This window comes from Stenotrophomonas sp. KH_029 (genome assembly GCF_057839765.1).
Map to the genome: position 1 here is coordinate 1,953,375 of NZ_CM174498.1, position 20,621 is coordinate 1,973,995.

15 protein-coding genes are annotated in these 20,621 nt (G+C 67.1%); 3 read left to right on the top strand and 12 right to left on the bottom strand.

Features of this window, described 5'->3' with window-relative positions; genetic code table 11:
• Positions 1 to 49 precede the first annotated feature (49 nt).
• The 3 genes from AC3ITM_RS09015 to acnB all read left to right on the top strand — a co-directional run bounded on the left by AC3ITM_RS09015 (position 50) and on the right by acnB (position 3,327).
• Positions 50 to 274: an AbrB/MazE/SpoVT family DNA-binding domain-containing protein gene (locus AC3ITM_RS09015; RefSeq protein ID WP_228884937.1), complete on the top strand. Its 225-nt coding sequence runs from the start codon at positions 50 to 52 to the stop codon at positions 272 to 274.
• A gap of 7 nt (positions 275 to 281) precedes the next feature.
• Positions 282 to 680 carry a type II toxin-antitoxin system VapC family toxin gene (locus AC3ITM_RS09020; protein WP_228884936.1) on the top strand — a complete coding sequence of 133 codons (399 nt, stop codon included), beginning with the start codon at positions 282 to 284 and terminating at the stop codon, positions 678 to 680.
• Between the two features lie 61 nt (positions 681 to 741).
• Positions 742 to 3,327 (top strand): bifunctional aconitate hydratase 2/2-methylisocitrate dehydratase, encoded by a 2,586-nt coding sequence (gene acnB, locus AC3ITM_RS09025; RefSeq protein WP_489269856.1) that lies wholly within the window; start codon positions 742 to 744, stop codon positions 3,325 to 3,327.
• A 300-nt stretch (positions 3,328 to 3,627) separates the two neighbouring features.
• Here the strand turns inward: acnB and AC3ITM_RS09030 are convergent, their stop codons facing one another.
• The 12 genes from AC3ITM_RS09030 to AC3ITM_RS09085 all read right to left on the bottom strand — a co-directional run bounded on the left by AC3ITM_RS09030 (position 3,628) and on the right by AC3ITM_RS09085 (position 20,301).
• On the bottom strand, positions 3,628 to 4,683 hold the full coding sequence (locus AC3ITM_RS09030; RefSeq protein ID WP_489269857.1) for a protein-glutamate methylesterase/protein-glutamine glutaminase: 1,056 nt from the start codon (positions 4,681 to 4,683) through the stop codon (positions 3,628 to 3,630).
• The gene (cheD, locus tag AC3ITM_RS09035) at positions 4,680 to 5,276 is read right to left on the bottom strand and encodes a chemoreceptor glutamine deamidase CheD (RefSeq protein ID WP_228884916.1); all 597 of its coding nucleotides are present in this window, start codon (positions 5,274 to 5,276) and stop codon (positions 4,680 to 4,682) included. Before cheD ends, AC3ITM_RS09030 begins: the two co-directional genes overlap by 4 nt.
• A complete protein-coding gene (locus AC3ITM_RS09040; RefSeq protein ID WP_489269858.1) occupies positions 5,273 to 6,139 on the bottom strand; it encodes a CheR family methyltransferase in 867 nt (288 codons plus the stop codon). The genes cheD and AC3ITM_RS09040 overlap by 4 nt, the downstream gene beginning before the upstream one ends.
• Positions 6,140 to 6,198: 59 nt before the next feature.
• Complete coding sequence (locus AC3ITM_RS09045; protein ID WP_489269859.1) at positions 6,199 to 8,466, bottom strand: methyl-accepting chemotaxis protein; 2,268 nt, start codon at positions 8,464 to 8,466, stop codon at positions 6,199 to 6,201.
• Positions 8,467 to 9,546: 1,080 nt separating this feature from the next.
• A complete protein-coding gene (locus AC3ITM_RS09050) occupies positions 9,547 to 11,907 on the bottom strand; it encodes a methyl-accepting chemotaxis protein (RefSeq protein ID WP_489269860.1) in 2,361 nt (786 codons plus the stop codon).
• A gap of 96 nt (positions 11,908 to 12,003) precedes the next feature.
• Positions 12,004 to 12,387, bottom strand: coding sequence for a hypothetical protein (locus AC3ITM_RS09055; protein WP_489269861.1), 384 nt, complete (start codon positions 12,385 to 12,387; stop codon positions 12,004 to 12,006).
• 150 nt (positions 12,388 to 12,537) lie between these two features.
• On the bottom strand, positions 12,538 to 13,029 hold the full coding sequence (locus AC3ITM_RS09060; RefSeq protein ID WP_489269862.1) for a chemotaxis protein CheW: 492 nt from the start codon (positions 13,027 to 13,029) through the stop codon (positions 12,538 to 12,540).
• Positions 13,030 to 13,751: 722 nt separating this feature from the next.
• Positions 13,752 to 14,534 carry a flagellar brake protein gene (locus tag AC3ITM_RS09065; RefSeq protein ID WP_489269863.1) on the bottom strand — a complete coding sequence of 261 codons (783 nt, stop codon included), beginning with the start codon at positions 14,532 to 14,534 and terminating at the stop codon, positions 13,752 to 13,754.
• Positions 14,535 to 14,702: 168 nt separating this feature from the next.
• Positions 14,703 to 16,943: a methyl-accepting chemotaxis protein gene (locus AC3ITM_RS09070; protein ID WP_489269864.1), complete on the bottom strand. Its 2,241-nt coding sequence runs from the start codon at positions 16,941 to 16,943 to the stop codon at positions 14,703 to 14,705.
• A gap of 647 nt (positions 16,944 to 17,590) precedes the next feature.
• Positions 17,591 to 19,573: a chemotaxis protein CheA gene (locus tag AC3ITM_RS09075; RefSeq protein ID WP_489269865.1), complete on the bottom strand. Its 1,983-nt coding sequence runs from the start codon at positions 19,571 to 19,573 to the stop codon at positions 17,591 to 17,593.
• A gap of 57 nt (positions 19,574 to 19,630) precedes the next feature.
• A complete protein-coding gene (locus AC3ITM_RS09080; RefSeq protein WP_228886893.1) occupies positions 19,631 to 19,996 on the bottom strand; it encodes a response regulator in 366 nt (121 codons plus the stop codon).
• Positions 19,993 to 20,301 carry an STAS domain-containing protein gene (locus AC3ITM_RS09085; RefSeq protein WP_228886894.1) on the bottom strand — a complete coding sequence of 103 codons (309 nt, stop codon included), beginning with the start codon at positions 20,299 to 20,301 and terminating at the stop codon, positions 19,993 to 19,995. The genes AC3ITM_RS09080 and AC3ITM_RS09085 overlap by 4 nt, the downstream gene beginning before the upstream one ends.
• Positions 20,302 to 20,621 lie beyond the last annotated feature (320 nt).

Here is a 20,621-nt window from a genome sequence, read left to right on the forward strand (position 1 = left end):
ATGCTCCCGGAAGTATGTATAATTTGTGCATACTTTGGAGGGCCTACCCATGGAAGCCACCGTTGCAGAACGCGGACAGATCACCCTGCCCAAGGCGGTCCGGGATGCGCTGGGCCTGACCAAGGGCACCTTGTTGAAAGTCGAGCTGGACGGCAGCCGGATCATCCTGCGCAAGAGCGTGGACGATGCCATCTCGCGCGCCCGCGGCAAGTTCGCGCTGGACGGCTTCGATTCGGCCCAGGCCGCGGTCGATGCGGTGCGCGACGCCGAATGAGCGCGCGATGATCGCCGTCGATTCCCCGGTCCTGATCGAACTGCTCAGCAACGGCCCGCAGGCCGACGCGGTGGAAGCCTGCCTGCGCCAGAGCCTGGTCGGCGGGCGCGTGGTGGTGTGCGCGGTGACCCTGGCCGAAATCTGCGCGTCGCTGCACGGCGGCGCCGAGGTGCTCGAAGCGCTGGAAGAAATGGGCATCCACTTCAGCCCGCTGGAAGCCAAGTCCGCCCTGCGCGCCGGCGAGATGCACCGCCGCCACCGCCAGCGCGGCGGCGGCCGGCGCGGCATCGACGAATTCATGGTTGGCTCGCACGCACTGCTGCAGTGCGATGGCCTGATCACCTGGAACGACACGTTTTACCGCGACTACTTCAAGGGCCTGAAGCTGATCGTGCCGCAAGCCTGAGCCCATTTTTCAACCGTAGTATTCAACCGAAGTTTCTTCAAAGAATTTCCCGGGAGTTGTCATGTTGGAAGCCTACCGCCACCACGTAGCCGAGCGCGCCGCGCTGGGCATCCCGCCGCTGCCGCTGAGCGCCCAGCAGACGGCCGAGGTCATCGAACTGCTGAAGAACCCGCCGGTCGGCGAGGCCGAGTTCCTGCTCGACCTGCTGACCCAGCGCGTTCCGGCCGGCGTTGATGACGCCGCCAAGGTCAAGGCCTCCTACCTGGCCGCGATCGCCTTCGGCAGCGAAACCAACCCGCTGATCAGCCGTGAGCGCGCCACCGAACTGCTGGGCACCATGCTCGGCGGTTACAACGTCGCCCCGCTGGTCCAACTGCTGGACGACGCCACCGTCGGCGCGATCGCCGCCGAGGCGCTGAAGAAGACCCTGCTGGTGTTCGATGCCTTCCATGACGTGCAGGAAAAGGCCAAGGCCGGCAATGCCAACGCCCAGGGCGTGCTGCGCAGCTGGGCCGATGCGGAGTGGTTCACCAGCCGCCCGCAGGTGCCCGAGAGCCTGACCATCACCGTGCTCAAGGTGACCGGTGAAACCAACACCGACGACCTGTCGCCGGCCCCGGATGCCACCACCCGCCCGGACATCCCGCTGCACGCCCTGGCGATGCTGAAGAACAAGCGTGATGGCATCGAGCCGGAAGAAGACGGCAAGCGCGGCCCGGTCAAGTTCATCGAATCGCTGAAGGATAAGGGCCACCTGGTGGCCTACGTGGGCGACGTGGTCGGCACCGGTTCCAGCCGCAAGTCGGCCACCAACTCGGTGCTGTGGTTCACCGGCGAAGATATTCCGTTCATCCCGAACAAGCGCTTCGGCGGCGTCTGCCTGGGCTCGAAGATCGCCCCGATCTTCTACAACACCATGGAAGATGCCGGCGCGCTGCCGATCGAGCTGGATGTCACCCAGATGAACATGGGCGATGTGATCGAGCTGCGCCCGTACGACGGCAAGGCCCTGAAGGACGGCGCGGTGATCGCCGAGTTCAAGGTCAAGTCCGACGTGCTGTTCGACGAAGTGCGTGCCGGTGGCCGCATTCCGCTGATCATCGGCCGCGGCCTGACCGCCAAGGCGCGTGAAGCGCTGGGCCTGGCCCCGACCGACCTGTTCCGCCTGCCGATGGACCCGCCCGATACCGGCAAGGGCTTCTCGCTGGCGCAGAAGATGGTCGGCCGTGCGTGTGGCCTGCCGGAAGGCCAGGGCATGCGCCCGGGCACCTACTGCGAACCGAAGATGACCTCGGTGGGCTCGCAGGACACCACCGGCCCGATGACCCGTGACGAACTGAAGGACCTGGCCTGCCTGGGCTTCTCGGCCGACCTGGTGATGCAGTCGTTCTGCCACACCGCGGCGTACCCGAAGCCGGTGGACGTCAAGACCCACCACACCCTGCCGGAATTCATCTCCACCCGCGGCGGCATCTCGCTGCGCCCGGGCGACGGCGTGATCCACAGCTGGCTCAACCGCATGCTGCTGCCCGACACGGTGGGCACCGGCGGCGACTCGCATACCCGTTTCCCGGTGGGCATTTCGTTCCCGGCCGGCTCGGGCCTGGTGGCCTTCGCGGCTGCCACCGGCGTGATGCCGCTGGACATGCCCGAATCGGTGCTGGTCCGCTTCAAGGGCAAGATGCAGCCGGGCGTGACCCTGCGTGACCTGGTCAACGCGATCCCGCTGTACGCGATCAAGTCCGGCCTGCTGACCGTGGCCAAGGCCGGCAAGAAGAACATCTTCTCCGGCCGCATCCTGGAAATCGAAGGCTTGCCGGAGCTGAAGGTCGAACAGGCCTTCGAGCTGTCCGATGCCTCGGCCGAGCGTTCGGCGGCCGGTTGCTCGGTGCACCTGAACAAGGAACCGATCATCGAATACCTGACCAGCAACATCACGCTGCTCAAGTGGATGATCGCCGAAGGCTACCAGGATGCCCGTTCGCTGGCCCGCCGCATCGAGAAGATGGAAGCCTGGCTGGCCAACCCGGAGCTGCTGGCACCGGATGCCGATGCCGAATACGCCGCTGTCATCGAGATCGACCTGGCCGACATCCACGAGCCGATCGTGGCCTGCCCGAACGACCCGGACGACGTCAAGACGCTGTCCGAGGTTGCCGGTGCGGCGATCGACGAAGTGTTCATCGGTTCGTGCATGACCAACATCGGTCACTTCCGCGCGGCGGCCAAGCTGCTGGAAGGCAAGCGCGACATCCCGACCAAGCTGTGGGTTGCCCCGCCGACCAAGATGGATGCCTCCGAGCTGACCAAGGAAGGCCACTACGGCACCTTCGGCACCGCCGGGGCGCGCATGGAAATGCCGGGCTGCTCGCTGTGCATGGGCAACCAGGCGCAGGTGCGCGAGGGCGCCACGGTGTTCTCCACCTCCACCCGCAACTTCCCCAACCGCCTGGGGCGCAACTCGAACGTGTACCTGGGGTCGGCCGAGCTGGCCGCGATCTGCTCGCGTCTGGGCCGCATCCCGACCAAGGAAGAGTACATGGCCGACATCGGCGTGCTCGATGCCAGCAGCAAGGACATCTACCGCTACATGAACTTCGACCAGATCGAGGACTACCAGGACGTGGCCAACACGGTTGCTGCCTGATCCACTGATGGTTTGATGCGTTGAACGAAAACCCCCGGCGAAAGCTGGGGGTTTTTCTTTGTCATGATGCCGCACGACCGGTTGCCAACGACGGCAATATCGTTTGTGGCGCAATCGACGGCAGTGTCCGACCGGCGTTGAAGAGCATGGCGCTTCGGTGGGGTCCATGCGTCAATGCACCCGGGCAGTGCGTCGGCAGTCGTTTGGGAACCGACCCTACCGGAGCGGCAAGGCCGTGCCGGTCGGATCGATGCCGCCATGCATCGCGTCGGCAGCGAGCAGAGCCTGCCGCCCCTTGCGTTACCCGCGCGCCATTGCCATCAACCGCTCGGCGATCCGCTCCAGCGGGACCTGCTCGTCGGTGGCGCCGAGCTTGAACGCCGCGCCGGGCATGCCCCAGACCACACTGGTGGCTTCATCCTGCACCAGGGTCGGCGCGCCGGCATTGCGCAGTTCGAGCAGGCCGCGCGCACCGTCGTCGCCCATGCCGGTGAGGATGGCGCCGGCGCTTTCGGCCACCGAACGGAACAGCACATCCACCGCCGGCTTGTGCCGGTTGACCGCCGGGCCGTCGTCGACCCGGCAGCGCCAGCGGGCGCCGTCGCGGATGATCCGCAGGTGCTTGCCGCCCGGCGGCAGGTAGGCGTGGCCCGGCAATACCGCTTCACCATCGCTGGCCTCGCGCACCGACATCGCCGAATGGCGGTCCAGGCGTTCGGCGAACGGGGTGCTGAAGGTGGCCGGCAGGTGCTGGGTCAACACCACGGCCGGGGCGTCGGCCGGCATGCCTTCGAGCACCACGCGCAGTGCTTCGGTGCCGCCGGCCGAGGCGCCGATGGCGATCAGGCGGTCGGTGGTGCGGAACTGGATGCTGCGCGCCGGCGCCGTCGCTGCCACCGTATCCAGGGTGATGCGCGGCGTGGGCGGGCGGGCGAGGGTGCGTACCCGCGAGCGGGCGGCCATCTTGACCTTGTCGATGATTTCCTCGGCGTAGGCCTGCAGGCCATGGGCCACGTCGAACTTCGGCTTGGAGACGAAATCCACCGCGCCCAGCGCCAGCGCCTGCAGGGTGGTGTCGGCGCCGCGCTCGGTCAGCGAGGAAATCATCACCACCGGCAGCGGATGCAGGCGCATCAGATTTTCCAGGAACGCCAACCCGTCCATGCGCGGCATTTCCACGTCCAGGGTGATCACATCTGGCGCCAGGCGCTTGATCTTCTCGCGGGCCAGCAACGGGTCGGCCGCGGTACCGACCACTTCGATGGCCGGGTCGCTGGCCAGGATTTCGCTGAGCATCTGCCGGACGACGGCGGAGTCGTCGACGATCAGCACGCGGCAAGGGCCGTTCTGGGTCATTCGAACAGCTCCACGCCACCGGTGACCGGGGCCTTGGACAGGCGCGCACGCACGGCCGATTCGGTCGCGGCCACTTCGGCCTCGTGGGCATGCGGCAGGCGCTGGACGACCACCCGGCCGGTGGTGGCGAAGAACCACACCTTGCGCGGATGGATGCCGCACAGGTCTTCGGCCAGCACCGGAATGTGTTCGGCCTGCAGGTACTGGCGCACGAACTCGGCGTTGCGGGTACCGACCGGGTTGCTGGTGAAGCCCTTGAGCACGTTGGCGCCGCCGAACACCTTGGCTTCCAGGCGCTTGCGGTGGGCGCCGCGCTTGAGCAGGTCGTTGATCAGCAGTTCCATCGCGTAACTGCCATAGCGCGCCGGCGCGCCGTCGCCGACATTGCCCTCGGGCAGCAGGAAGTGGTTCATCCCGCCGATCTTCAGCACCGGGTCGCGCAGGCAGGCGGCCACGCATGAGCCCAGGGTGGTGGTCAGCGCGGTGTCATCGTCCACCACCAGGTACTGGGTGGGCAGCAGCTTGGCCGCGGTGACCTTGAAGCGACTGTCGTAATAGCGCATCACCTCGTCGTTGCGTGCGGCCAGGTTCATGCCGGAGCCCCCGGGGCACGCTTGTACAGGGTGCGCCCGCACGGCTGGATCAGGTCGGCGGCGTGCAGGTAGTTTTCCGAGTGGCCGGTGTAGAGCAGGCCGTCATCGCCCATGTGCTGGATCAGCCGCGAAAGGATGCCGCGCTGAGTGGGCTTGTCGAAGTAGATCATCACGTTGCGGCAGAACAGCGCGTCGAACGGGCCGCCGACGTCGTAGCGGCTGGCCAGCAGGTTGAGCGGGCGGAAATCGATCAGGTCGCGCAGTGCCGGATGGACCCGGCACTGGCCCTCGTTGGGGCCGCTGCCGCGCTGGAAGTAACGCTTCTTGATCGCCGGGTCGAGCCCGGCCACGCGGTCGATCGCATACACCCCACGGCTGGCGGTGGCCAGCACCTGGGTGTCCACATCGGTAGCCAGGATGCGCACCGGTGGCTTGAGCGTGCCGAAGGCTTCGCAGGCGGTGATCGCCATCGAATAGGGTTCTTCGCCGGTGGAGGCCGCGCACGACCACAGCTGCAGGGTGCCGTGGCCGCCCCGCGCGCGCAGCTCGGTGTCGAGCTTTTCGAAATGATGCGGTTCGCGGAAGAACGCGGTGAGGTTGGTAGTCAGCGCATTGGTGAAGGCCTGCCATTCCTCGCCGCCGTGCGCTTCGAGCTGGTCCAGGTAGTCCGAGAAATTGCGCAGGCCGAGCGCGCGCAGGCGCCGCGACAGGCGGCCATAGACCATGTCGCGTTTGGCCGGTGCCAGCGAAATGCCGACGCGTTGGTAGATCAGGTCGCAGACGCGGCGGAAATCGCGGTCGGCGAACTCGAATTCGCGGCCGTTCTGGGAGGCGGCGGCAGCCGAAACTGGGGGCGTGGACACGGGCGGGCTCGCTGTAGAGGAACGTTGCGGTGGCCGGGCGGCCACCGCGAAGGATCGGGTCAGAATGCTTGCCACTGGCCGTCGTCGGGCGCGCGGCCATGCGCCTGCACCGGGGTGGCCGGCGCGCGCCGCGCCTGGCTGGCGGCGCTGCGGGTCGTGCGCGGTGCAGGCACGGCGATGCGTGCGGTGACCGCGCTGACCGCAGCGGCCACCTGGTTGTCCAGGCGGAAGATGGACACCGCATCGGCCAGCTGGGTGGCCTGTTCTTCCATCGAGCGTGCCGCAGCGGTGGCTTCTTCGACCAGGGCGGCGTTCTGCTGGGTGGTTTCGTCCATCTGCACCACGGTCTGGTTGACCTGTTCGATGCCGGCCGACTGTTCCTGCGAGGCCGCCGAGATCTCGGCCATGATGTCGGTCACCCGCTGCACCGAAGCGACGATCTCGCCCATGGTGGCGCCGGCCTTGTGCACCAGGGCCGAGCCATCGTTGACCTTGCCGACCGAGTCGTCGATCAGGCCCTTGATCTCCTTGGCCGCTGCCGCCGAGCGCTGGGCCAGCGTGCGCACTTCGGAGGCGACCACGGCAAAGCCGCGGCCCTGTTCGCCGGCACGGGCGGCCTCGACTGCGGCATTCAAGGCCAGGATGTTGGTCTGGAAGGCGATGCCGTCGATCACCGCGATGATGTCGGCGATCTTCCGGGAAGAGGTCTGGATCGCGCTCATGGTGGTGACCACCTGGCCGACCACTTCGCCGCCCTGGGTGGCCACGCTGTGCGCGCCGATGGCCAGCTGGTTGGCCTGGCGGGCGTGTTCGGCGTTCTGGCGCACGGTGGAGGTCAGTTCCTCCATCGAAGCGGCGGTTTCCTCCAGGTTGGCGGCCTGCTGCTCGGTACGCCGCGACAGGTCGCTGTTGCCGCTGGCGATCTCACCGGCCGCCAGGTTGATGCTGCCGGCCGCGGTCTGGATCTGGCCGACGATCCGGGTCAACTGGGACACGCTGGCATTGGCATCGTCACGCATGCGCGCGAAAACGCCCTGGAAATCGCCCTGCATGCGCACGGTGAGGTTGCCTTCGGCGATGGCCGAGAGCAGCAGGGAGAGCTTGCCCAGGTTGTCGTCGCTGACCTGCATCATCGCGTTGAGGTTGGCGATCATCAGGCCGAAATCATGATCGAAGCGGGCGCTGTCGCCGCGCTGGCTGAAGTCGCCGGCGGCTGCGGCCGCGGCCAGGCGCTTGATCTCGGCATTGATGCTGCCCAGGTTGTGCTTGACCGTGTCGACGGTGGCGGTGATGGCGGCCTTCTGCCCGGGATAGCGGGCGATGTCGGCCGACAGGTCGCCAACCGCATAGGCCTGCACCACCTGCAGCACCTCCTGCATGGTCTGCACGTGCGCGCCGACCAGGGTATTGGTTTCATGCACCATCAGCCCGTATTCGCCGGGGAAGGCGCTTTCGTCGATGCGGAAGCTGGTCTGGCCGGCATCATGCTGGCGGGCCATCTCGCGCTGGCCGCCGATCACCGCATGCAGCTGGCTCTGCATGCGCGCCATGCTTTCCAGCAGGCGGCCGGGTTCGTCGTGGGGCTGCTCGCCGATGCGGCTGTCCAGCTTGCCGGCGGCGATGCTTTCGGCGACGTGGGTGGCCTGGCGCAGGGGCAGGGTGATGCGGTTGCCGATCAGCCAGCTCAGGGCCAGCACGACCAGGACCACGGCGCCGCCGCTGGCGGCCATGATCGCGGTGAACACCAGGGCCTGCTGCTGGACGTCGTGCATGTAGACGCCGCTGCTGACCACCCACTGCCAGGGCTTGTACATCCCGGCATAGGAGGCCTTGTCGAACAGGCCTTCCTCGCCGGCCTTGGCCCACTTGTAGGACACCACGCCGCCGCCCTGGCCGGCGACCTGGACCATGTCGTGGAACAGGCGCACGCCGTCCTCGGAGCGGAAGTCCTTCATGTCCTTGCCGATCAGGTCCTTGCGGAACGGGTGCATCAGCACGCGGTAGCGGGTGTCGTAGATGCTGTAGTAGTAGGCGTCCTTGTCGGCGCGCATGCGCTCCAGGGCCTGCAGCGCAGCGGCCTTGGCCGCCGGTTCGGTCAGCTCGCCGGTTTCGGCCAGGCGGTGGTAATGCTCCAGGATGCCGTAGGTGAGTTCGACCTGGATCTTCAGGCTGTCCTTGCGGGTCTCGGTGAGGTCCAGGTACTGCATGCGCGCGGCGATCACCGACAGCGCGATCACGCCCACGGCGATCAGCACGGTGAGCAGGTTGAGCTTGCGCCTGACGGACAGGTTGGAGAAGTACTGGTTCCAGCGGCTGATCAGATTCATGGGCAGGGCATCGAGGGTCGACATTCGTGTCGCGGCAATGCTGTTATCGGCCGCGCACGGCACCTATTGAGGTGGGCTGGCTGAGCGTATTCAGGTTGTGCCTGGGATGATCCGCTCGCCGCGGCAGGGAGCATCCACGGAGGGGGCGGAGCTACGTCCGGATGCGTTGGCGCTGCTGTTTCCGTTTCGCGGACAAATTCAAAGGCGTTTCGTGCCCCTGCGGGGCGCGAGTCACTTTCTGATGGCGCACATCCCTGTGCGCCACCCTACGGGCCAGCTACGCTGTTCCGCGCCGCTCCGGCAGCGCTGGTGCTCGTGCAAGAAAGTAACCAAAGAACACGCCCCCGTCCGCTCGCCGGCGGGCTATGCCCGCCGGTTCCCTGCGCTTCTCGCGTCGGCAAGGGACGGTGCGGAACTCGCTACGCTCGCGCCCCCAGACCAACGGGCGCCGATTGGTCCAGCGCGTCGCCACGCGCCCATGTGCTGCCACGCAGCCCTCAGCACGCTTCACGCTTGGCCCGCACCTCTTCGCCCGCGCCTCCGTAGCAATGAATGTCCGTAGTGAAGAACGCGTCGCCACGCGCCTGTTCCCGGACGAATGGGATTGCGATGCTCGGCTCGCTCCAAGGGGAAGGTAAATCAAGGTCAAGATTACCAGCGACAGCAACGGCAACGGCATCCAACCATCGGTCGGCCTTGCTGCTCTAATTCCTGGCACCCCATCGGAGGTAGGTCCGACCCGTGATCGGACACACTTGGTCTCGGCATCACGTTGTCCGAGCATGGCTCGGACCTACGCTTTCCGGTGCGCACCGGCCATGTGTGGAGGGTTGGCGCGGGTGGGTTGGCGGGACTGTCGAAAACATGGATGTTTTCGCCAAGCCCCCACGGATGGGTTCACGGCGTGTCCCGCCAACCCACCCGCGCCAGCCCAATCAGCGCAAACATCGGTCACTGCCTTTGATCTGATGCTGTAGTTCGCAGTTGACTACCCGCAAATCGGTGAAGAACCAACAAAAAAGCCCCGATGCCGAAGCATCGGGGCTTTCTGCGTTGCAGATGCATGGACGCTTGGCGTGCTTAGAACTCCTGCCAGTCGCCGTCGGCCAGCTCGGTGGCGACCGGGCGGGCAGTGGTCCGGCGGGCCGGGGCCGGCGCAGCCGCCACCGGGCGTGGCGCGCGCGGGGCAGGGGCGGCAACGGCGGCCGGCAGGTCGTATTCGTCGAGCTTGAAGATCGACACCGCGTCGCTGAGTTGGCCGGCCTGCTCTTCCATCGAGCGCGCCGCGGCGGTGGCTTCTTCGACCAGGGCGGCGTTCTGCTGGGTGGTTTCGTCCATCTGCACCACGGTCTGGTTGACCTGTTCGATGCCCGCCGACTGCTCCTGCGAGGCCGCCGAGATCTCGGCCATGATGTCGGTGACGCGCTGCACCGAGGCGACGATCTCGCCCATGGTGGCGCCGGCCTTGTGCACCAGGGCCGAGCCGTCGTTGACCTTGCCGACCGAGTCGTCGATCAGGCCCTTGATCTCCTTGGCCGCTGCCGCCGAGCGCTGGGCCAGGGTGCGCACTTCGGAGGCGACCACGGCAAAGCCGCGGCCCTGTTCGCCGGCACGCGCGGCCTCGACTGCGGCATTCAACGCCAGGATATTGGTCTGGAAGGCGATGCCGTCGATCACCGAGATGATTTCGGCGATCTTCCTGGAGGAGGTCTGGATCGCGCTCATGGTGGTGACCACCTGGCCGACCACTTCGCCGCCCTGGGTGGCCACGCTGTGCGCGCCGATGGCCAACTGGTTGGCCTGGCGGGCGTGCTCGGCGTTCTGGCGCACGGTGGAGGTCAGTTCCTCCATCGAAGCGGCGGTTTCCTCCAGGTTGGCGGCCTGCTGCTCGGTGCGCCGCGACAGGTCGCTGTTGCCGGTGGCGATCTCGCTGGCGGCCGAGCTGATGGCCTGGCTGGAGTGCTTGATCCGGGTGACGATGCCACTGAGCTGTTCGGCGGTGGCGTTGGCGTCGTCGCGCATGCTGGCGAACACGCCCTGGAAATCGCCGTGCATGCGCACGCTCAGGTCGCCCTGCGACAGTGCGGTGAGCAGGCCGGAGATCTGTTCGATGCTGGCCGCGTTGGCGTCGAGCAGGCCGTTGATCTGCTGGGCCAGCTGCAGGAAGAAGCCGTCCTTGCCTTCGGCACTGATGCGGCCGGACAGGTCGCCGGCGGCGGCCTGGGCGATCACGCGCGCCACTTCGGCTTCGACCAGGGCTTCGGGGGTGCGGTCGCGCCATTCCACCACGTGGCCCACGGTCTGGCCGTCTTCGTTGCGGATGCTGGAAATGACCTGGGCGAACTGGGCCTGGCCGAACTGCATCGGGCGGCGGGCCACGCCGTGCTGCTTGAGGCTGGACAGCACGTTGGGGTCCATCTCGCCACGGTGTTCCAGGCTGCTGACCGGGCGGCCGATCAGCGAGGCGCCGGCGTCGAAGTCCGGCAGTGCCTGGCGGATGTCGTCCTGGTACTGGCTCAGGGTCTGCTGCAGGGCGCGGTTGCTGTAGACGATGTTGAGGCTGTCGTCGGTGAGGTAGACGCCGGTGGAGCTGTAGTCCAGCGCGGTGCGGATGCGCAGGTTCTCGCGGGCGATGGCCTGGTCGGTCTCGGTGCGCTCGCGCAGGTCGCGCTGCATGCGCTGCATGGCCTGCAGCAGGTCGCCCACTTCATCCTTGCGGGTAAGGTCGATATGGCCGTCGAGCTTGCCGCCGGCGACATCGTTGGCCACCGATACCGCGCCGCGTACGCTGCCCACCAGCGAGCGGGCGAACAGCCACACCAGCACCAGGCCGGCAGCGGCGCCGCCGAGCAGGGCGATGATCGTCAGCGTGGCGGAGGTGGCATAGGTGGATTCGGCTTCCTCGCGCGATGCGCGGGCCAGCCGGTTGTCTTCGGCGATCAGGGCCTCCAGGGCGGCCGACGCCTTGAAATGCTTGGCACGGGTTTCACCGACGAAGGTATCGATGGCATCGTCGGGCAGGTCCAGTTCCAGCATTTCGGTGACCGCGTCGTAGGACGCCAGGGTCTCCTTCCAATCCTTGGCGAAGGTGTCGAACAACTTCTTCTGCTGGGGATTGTCGATCAGTTCGGGGTATTTCTTGACGGCCAGGTCGATTTTGCCGCGCAGCTCGACCGCACGGGTCTTGGCCTGCGCCTTGACCTCATCGCTGGCGCGGATCAGGCCCTGGTAGGCCGAATTGCGGTACTCGCCGACCATGCCACGGATTTCGCCCGCGGTGCGGATGCTTTCCATCCGGTGCCCGGCCAACTCGGTGGTGACGTTGTTGAGCGAGTGCAGGCCCTGGTAGGCCACGATGCCCTGCAGCAGCATCACCAGCAGGAGGATGCCGAAGGTCAGCATCAGCTTGGGCATCAGTTTGAGGTTGTTGATCCACGGCATGGTCGGTGCGGTCTCCAGTGGCAAACGCGTCCGGGCTTGGCACCCGGTTGCAGCGACCACGCCGGCCTGGGCCGGCGTGGCAGGGCGTGGGGCGGATTACTTGATGTTGGCCAGCTTCAGGCCGGCCGGCGAGCTGACCTCGATTTCAGCGCGCGAGGCATCGCGGGCGATCTTGCCGATCACGCAGACGGTCTTGCCTTCCAGCGATTCCAGCGGGAAGCTGAACTTGCTGCGGTTGGCGCCGGCGATACGCGCCGAGAAGGTGTGGCGCGGGAAGGCGCCGCCCATGTACAGGAAGGTCGGCTGGCCTTCGGAGCCTTCGGCGTAGCGGGCCTTTTCGACCTTGCCGCAGACCATGCCGTCCTTGCCGACCGAGCGCGGTGCCATTTCCGGCGGGATCATGTCGGCCGACTGGGCGTAGGCGGACGAGGCGGTGGCGGCGAGCACGGCGACCGAGAACAGCGCAAACAGGGACTTCATCGGGAGTTTCTCCGGGGGATATGGACAAGTTGGCCCGGCCTTGGGCAGCCCTGGACGGCCGGGTCCTGAACCAGCTATCGGCCGTCCTGGGCGGAACTTAAGATTTTTTTCACGATGCTGTGCAATTCAGCGGCCGGGTGGTGGGCAGGGTCAGGCGGCGGCGTCTTCGACGACCTGGGGCTGGCCCATGTCGGCGCTGTCGAGCAGGGTTTCGATGTCCAGCAGGATGAGCATGCGGTCGTCCTGGGTGCCGATCCCGGAGATGAAGCGGGTATCGACGGCGGCGCCGAACTCGGGGGTGGGGCGGATCTGTTCGGCGCTGAGCGGGATGACGTCGGAGACGCTGTCGACGACGATGCCGACGACGCGGTCTTCGACGTTGAGCACGATCATCACGGTGAAGGCGTCGTAGGTGGCGTTTTCCAGGCGCAGCTTCAGGCGCAGGTCGATGACCGGGACGATGGTGCCGCGCAGGTTGATCACGCCCTTGATGTAATCGGGCGCGTCGGGCACGCGGGTAACCGAGTCGTAGCCGCGGATTTCCTGCACCTTGAGGATGTCCACGCCATAGTGCTCGGCGCCGAGGGTGAAGCTGAGGTACTCGCCACCGCTGCTGGCGGCGTTGGGATTGTGGTCGTTCATCGAGGGGATCCTGGGTCGGGCGTGGCGGTCAAGAAAACCGGGCGTCACGCTGGATATCGGCCTGGATGGGGGCGACTTTAGGATTGTGGGGATTGGGCTTGGAGCTGAAAGCTGAAAGCTGAAAGCGAAGGCGGTGTGCTGGTGCCGGGGAGGGCCAGGCGTGGGTGGGTTGGCGGGACACGCCGCAAGTACGTCCCTGTAGGCTTGGCGAAAACTTGCTCGCATGCGCTGTCCTGCGCATCCGGCAAGGCCGGGGTTGGGCGTCGTGCCCAACCCGTCCGGCGCATGCGCCGGACCCATGTTTTCGACAGTCCCGCCAACCCACCCACGCCTGGCCTTTGACGGTTGGCTGGTTCGCATGGGAAAAACGGTCATGGCGCTTTGCGGGTGGGTGTATCGGGTGCTCTGCTGCCGAGCATGGCTCGGACCTACCCAAGGCGCTGCTGCGTTTGGGTGAAGTGGTCGCCCGTGGGGTTGAGGGAGGGTAGTGCCGAGCCATGCTCGGCACCTCCCACCACCATCCAGCTGCTGCTCTCAATACGGCGCCGACAATCTATCCGCGGGGCGGTGGGAGTGGGTTGGCGGGACTGTCGAAAACATGGATGTTTTCGCCAAGCCCCCACGGATGGGTTTACGGCGTGTCCCGCCAACCCGCTCCCACCGCCCCGCCCACAGCATCCCCAACCGCCGCTTCTTCCTAAAAAACGATAAAGCAGCAGCCCTCAACTTTCCCCGTTCTTGCGTGCGCTACGTTGCCGGTCGATGCGGAAGATGTAGCGCTGGATCGCGCTGTCGGCGCCGCGGGGAAGGTTGTCGAAGCGCAGGCCCACGCGCTTCATTTCCGCCCCGTTGGGCAGCTTCTGCGCGCGCATGTTGCAGGTCACCAGCGACACCGTGATCGGGGCGCTGTCGGGCAGGTCCAGGCGGCAGCCGTCGTAGCGTTTCTGCAGGCCAAATACGTTGCAGTCGGTGGCCACGGTGACTGCCAGGCCGCCGCCGCTGATATCGACCACGCGCAGCGACAAGGGCTCGCCGCGGTCCTCGTTGGCGGGCAGGGTGAGCTGTGGTGAATCGGTGATCGGGGTTTCCAGGCGGTAGAGCTCGCGCCGTTGCAGGTGCACCAGCTCGCTGGGGAAGGCGGTGCGGAAGCCGATGTGGCCATCGTTGTGGACGCGCTGCAGCCCGTCCAGGCGGAAGCGCACCATCACCCGTTCGAGCTGGCCGAAGCAGAGCAGGTGGTCGGCCTGTTCGGCGGCGCGGTTGGACGACTCTGACGGGCTGCCGTCCAGCAGCAGTTCGTCCTCGTCTTCGTCCAGCTCCAGGATCGCGGTCGGGAAGGACTGGTCGCGGCCGTCGATGTGCGCGTTGATCAGCGAACGCTGGTCGATCAGCGCCTGCAGCAATTGCCGGATCTGCCGGGGGTTGCGGACCAGGAACCTGTCGTCCGTACCGGCGTCGGGCCCGGCATGGGATTGGTCGTGTGCGGGAAGGCTGCCTTCGGACATGGAATCTGCTGGGTTGGGCGGGTGCCGGTGTCGCAGGACAGGGCGGCTCTTTCCGTTTATCGGCAGTGCGTCACAATTATGTAGGGGCAATCCCCGGCGCAGTTGCTGTGCGCCGCAACAAAAACACCCCGCCGAAGCGGGGTGTCCAGGGTTAGGCGCGGGGCGGGCTCAGAATTCCTGCCAGTCGCCCTCGTTGGCCAGTACCGGCTCGCGGGCCGGCAGGCGACGTACCGGGGCAGCGGCCGCCGTGCGTGCGCGGGGCGCCATTGCCGCGTGGCTTGCGCGCGGGGCAACGGCGGCCTGTGCCGGGGCGGCCTGGCCGTCCAGCTTGAACAGCGCGACCGCATCGGTCAGGTGCCCGGCCTGCTCTTCCATCGAGCGTGCCGCAGCGGTGGCTTCTTCGACCAGGGCGGCGTTCTGCTGGGTGGTTTCGTCCATCTGCACCACGGTCTGGTTGACCTGTTCGATGCCGGCCGACTGTTCCTGCGAGGCCGCCGAGATCTCGGCCATGATGTCGGTGACGCGCTGTACCGAGGCGACGATCTCGCCCATGGTGGCGCCGGCCTGGTTGACCAGGGCCGAACCTTCGGCGACCTTGCCGACCGACTCATCGATCAGGCCCTTGATCTCCTTGGCCGCGCCTGCCGAGCGCTGGGCCAGGGTGCGCACTTCGGAGGCGACCACGGCGAAACCGCGGCCCTGTTCGCCGGCGCGGGCCGCTTCGACCGCGGCGTTCAAGGCCAGGATGTTGGTCTGGAAGGCGATGCCGTCGATCACGGTGATGATGTCGGCGATGCGGCGCGAGGACGCGTCGATCTCGTGCATGGTGCTGACCACGCGGCCGACCACTTCGCCGCCCTGGGTGGCCACGCTGTGCGCGCCGATGGCCAGCTGGTTGGCCTGGCGGGCGTGCTCGGCGTTCTGGCGTACGGTGGAGGTCAGTTCCTCCATCGAGGCGGCGGTCTCTTCCAGGTTGGCGGCCTGCTGCTCAGTGCGCTGCGACAGGTCGTTGTTGCCCGAGGCGATTTCACCGGCGGCGGTGCTGATGCTGGAGGATGCCTGCTGGATGCGGCCGACGATCTGGGTCAGCTGGGCTACGGTGGCGTTGGCATCGTCGCGCATGCTGGCGAACACGCCATGGAACTGGCCGTGCATGCGCGCGGTGAGGTCGCCGTTGGCGATGGCCTGCAGCAGCTGCGAGAGCTGGGTGAGGTTGCCGTCGGCCACTTCCATCATGGTATTCAGGTGCTGGATCATCACCCGGAAATCGTGGTCGAAGCGCATCGCATCGCCGCGCTGGCTGAAATCGCCGGCGGCGGCTGCCTGGGCCAGCGACTGGATCTGGGTATTGATCGCCAGCAGGCTGGCCTTGGCCGCATCCATCGATTCGTGCAGGATCGCGCGGCTGCCGGGCAGGCGGCGCGCATTCTGCGACAGGTCGCCGGCCGCGTACTGGTTGAGCACGGTGATGGCGTCCTGGATCGCATCGAGGTGGTCGAACACCACCGTGTTGGTGCCCACTGCCAGCTCGCCGTAGACGCCCGGGAAGTCCACCGGCATGCGGTGGGAGATGTCCGGGCCGGCATGCATGGCCGCCATCTGCCGGGTTTCATCGGAGTAGCGGCGCAGCATGCTGGTCATTTCGCCGGTGGCGGCCAGCATCTGCCCGGCCTCGTCGGCGCTGGTGCTGCGGATGGTGACGCTGAGGTCGCCGCGCGCCACCGATTTGATCGCATGCACGGCCTGCGACAGCGGGCGGGTGATCACCCGCGAGATGGTCCAGGCCAGCGCGGCGGCGACCAGCGACAGCAGCACCATGCAGATGATGATGGCGATCACGCTGGTGCGGTGGGTGGCGTTGGCGTCGTCGATGCGGCTGGCCATCAGGCCGTTGCTGTAGGTGCCCAGCTCCTTGAGGTCGTCGAACAGCTGGCGGCGCGCCGGGCGCGACTTGTTGTCCGACACATCCCGTGCCAGCACGCCGTCGCCGGCGGCCACCGCTGCGCGCATCTCGGTGTTGGCGGCGAAGTAGGCGGTGGTATCGGCGGCCACCTTGGCATACAGCGCGCGCTCGCGGTCATCGGCCGGCAGCGCCGCATAGGCGGCCAGCTCGTCGCGGACCAGCTTGGCCGAGGCGTCCATGCGCTTGTTGTAGTCGGCCACCTTGTCGGGCTGGTCGAGCATGCTCAGCTGGGCCAGCTCATAGGTGCGGAACTCGCCCAGTACCGAGCGCGCTTCGCCCAGGTGCCGCAGGCTGGGAATGTTGTTGCCGGCCATCGACGCCAGTTCGGCATTGGCGCCGTTGAGGCGGACCAGGGCGAACACGCCCAGGACGACGGTCATCAGTGTGGTGAGGGTGAACCCTACCGCCAGCTTGCGGGCGATGGGCAGATCGTGGAACCACTTCATGGTGTGAACTCCGGACAGGGCGGTGGCGCACAGCCGTGGGGTGCTGGGCGAAAGGTGGTTGCGAGTGCGGGTGGGGCGCAGGCCGCGTGACGATGGCGTCATCGCTCTCCCGGGATAACGGCGCTGCAGTGCCGCAACTTGAGTGTTGGATGTCACATTTTTTTTGTAAGGGCCGCAGGCCGGTCGCATCGGAAGTGGTTGCAGGAGCAAGTATTGGCAAGGGATTGGGCCGGCAGGCCGCGCAGACGCCTCAATACGCCAACGTATAGCCGCCGCGCGACATCACAGTTTCTGCGGACGCCGCCGGCCGGAAATCCCAGGAACGGCACACCCGTAGTGCCGGCCTCCGGCCGGCAACCATGAACCCATCAGACAAACCGAAAGGCCGGCCAGCGGCCGGCACCACCGGCGGGTGCGCACAACCGGCAGACCAGGAGCTCCCGCTAGTAGCGGGGGCGCGCCGACGGCGCGGGGTGTTGGAAGGTAGTAAGTCGGGGCCCACGTTCTGCGCAGCCGAACGTGGGGAGCCATCGCGCATGCGGTGGCGTACCGAGGGGCGCGCCGACGGCGGGGGGTGTTGGGTGGTTGTAAGCCGGGGCCCGAGGTTTGCAACGCAAACCTTGGGGATACTTCGCGATTGCGAAGTATCACGCGGCTTGTGGCACCCGCAGCGAGCGCACCAGCCCGCCGATGTCCACGATCAGCGAGACCCGGCCATCGCCGAGGATGGTGGCGCCGGACACGCCGCTGATGCGGCGGTAGTTGTTCTCGATGTTCTTGACCACCACCTGCTGCTGGCCGACCAGTTCGTCCACTTCCAGCGCGATCTTCTGGCCATCGCCTTCGACCACCACCACCAGCGAATCATCGCGGGTGCGCCCGCCGAAGCCGTAGTACTCGCTCAGCGACAGGATCGGCAGGTATTCGCCGCGCACGCGCAGTACGCGGCCTTCGCCGGCCATGGTGCGCACGTCATCGGGTTGCGGCTGCAGCGCTTCGAGCACGTAGGCCAGCGGCAGGATCACCGTTTCACCGGCCACCGACACGGTCATGCCGTCCAGGATGGCCAGGGTCAGCGGCAGCCGGATCAGTACGCGGGTGCCGTTGCCGGCCCGGCTTTCCAGCTGCACTTCGCCACCCAGCGCCTGGATGTTGCGGCGGACCACGTCCATGCCCACGCCGCGCCCGGACAGGTCGGTGACCGCATCGGCGGTGGAGAAGCCAGGCTGGAAGATCAGGTCCCAGACCTGCGCGTCGGTGGGGTTGTCGGGCACGCTCAGGCCGCGTTCCAGTGCCTTGGACAGGATCTTGTCGCGGTTCAGGCCACGGCCGTCGTCGCTGACTTCGATCACGATATGCCCGCCCTGGTGCGAGGCGGCCAGGGTGATCGTGCCGGTCTCGTCCTTGCCGGCATCGCGGCGGACGTCGGGCATTTCCAGGCCGTGGTCGATCGAGTTGCGCACCAGGTGGACCAGCGGGTCGGCGATCTTTTCGATCAGGCCCTTGTCCAGTTCGGTGCCTTCGCCCAGCGTGCGCAGGCGCACCTGCTTGCCCAGCCGCGAGGACAGGTCGCGGACCAGGCGCGGGAAGCGCCGGAATACCGCGTCCACCGGCAGCATGCGCACGCCGATCACCGCTTCCTGCAGGTCGCGGGTATTGCGTTCGAGCAGGTCCAGGCCGGTCAGCAGCTGCTCGGCGTGGGCCGGGTCCAGCGCATGGGAGACCTGCTTGAGCATGGCCTGGGTGATCACCAGTTCGCCGACCAGGTTGATCAGGGCATCCACCTTTTCCACGGCGACGCGGATCGAGGTTTCCGCTTCATGCGCGGCGGCGGCAGCGGGCGCTGCGGCAGGTGCGGCGCTGGCCGCTGCTGCCGGGGCGGCCACGGCGGCGGCCGGGGCGCTGGTGGCCAGGCTGGGCGGTGCGGCCGGGCGGATGTCCAGTTCGCAGTCGTCCACTACCCAGGCGAAGGTGTCTTCAATCTTGCTGCGTGGCACCTTGCCGACCAGGCCGAGGTCCCAGGCCAGGTGCGCTTCGAGCGGGTCGAGCTGGTCGAAGCCGGGCAGGCGGTCCATGCGCGCGGCCACCTGCAGTGCGCCAAGGTGTTCCAGTTCGCGGATGATGCGCAGCGGGTCGTTGCCGCTCATGAACAGCGACGGCGCCGGCGCGAAGCCGATCTGCCAGGCTTCGGGGGTGTCATCGGCCTTGGCGGCGGCCGGCGCGGCGCTGGCCGCCACGGCCTGGCCGGACAGCACCGCTTCCAGGCGCGCCTTGATCGCGGCCACCGCCTGCGGGTCGGCCGGCTGGCCGTGCTCGGCTTCGCGCAGCAGGGCGCGCAGCACGTCCACCGATGACAGCATGGCATCCACCGCGGTGGCTTCCAGCGCACGCTTGCCGGCGCGCAGTTCGTCCAGCAGGGTTTCCAGCACGTGGGTCAACGCGGCGATCGCGTCGAAGCCGAAGGTGCCGGCGCCGCCCTTGATCGAATGCGCGGCGCGGAACACCGAGTTGATGATCTCCGGGTCCTGCTGGCCCGATTCGAGCGCCAGCAGGCCAGCCTCCATCGCATCCAGCCCCTCGCGGCTTTCTTCAAAGAACGTGGCGTGGAAACGTTGCAGATCCATGCTCATGGGGCGTGGGGTCCGGTTGCGGGAAAGGGAAGGGTGGAGCGGCGAACGGTGCGGGGATCAGCCCAGCACTTTCTGCACGGTGGCGACCAGCTGTTCGGGGTTGAACGGCTTGACCAGCCAGCCGGTGGCACCGGCGGCCTTGCCTTCGGACTTCTTGTCGGCGGCCGATTCGGTGGTCAGCATCAGCATCGGGACGAACTTGTAGTCCGGCAGCTGGCGCAGTTCGCGGATCAGCGAGATGCCGTCCATGTTGGGCATGTTGACGTCGGTGACCACCGCGTTGAAGCGTTGGCCCTTGGCCCGGCCCAGGGCGACGGCGCCGTCTTCGGCTTCTTCGACGGAAAAACCGGCCGAGGTGAGGGCGAAAGAGACCATCTGGCGCATCGACGCCGAGTCGTCCACCACCAGGATACGTGCGCTCATGCCGGGTTCTCCACAGATTTCAGGTTGTCATGGGGTGCATCCAGGCCCAGGGCCTGGGTGACGCCGAGCAGGCGCGCGGCGTCACGGAAGGTGGCAGTGCAGGCGTCGAATGCGGTCCGGTGGCCTGCCTGGTGGCGGGCGTGGACGAAGGCGCACAGGACCTGCATTGCCGCGGTATGGATACGACTGACTTCGCTGGCATCCAGCGTCAGTTGCCCGGGCTGGTCCACCAAGGGGGCCAGTCGGGTTTTGAGCTCGGTGCTGGTCTCGATGCCGAGATCACCACCCAGGGCCACAGTGCTCATTGTTGCTCCGGACAAACGGTTCCGAGGTTTATAACGGCCCATTTCGCCAAACCTTTAGGGGGGGGCGCCAAGGGCATCCAGGTGGACCGCCGTTCCCGGCGTCGCGCGGCGAACCGCGCGTGCGCGGCCGGGTGGAATGCCGATGCGCCGCATCCGTCCCCTCGCACGGGGCAGGTCCGCGTAGATCCACGCCATGCGTGGATACCGCGCGCAGCGCGGCACCATCGTCCGCAGACCGATCGATGACATCCCGCCGGCCCCCGCTGAGGTTGAACAATGGTCGAAGCCGCCGGTCGGGCGGTCATCACGCCTGAACGGAG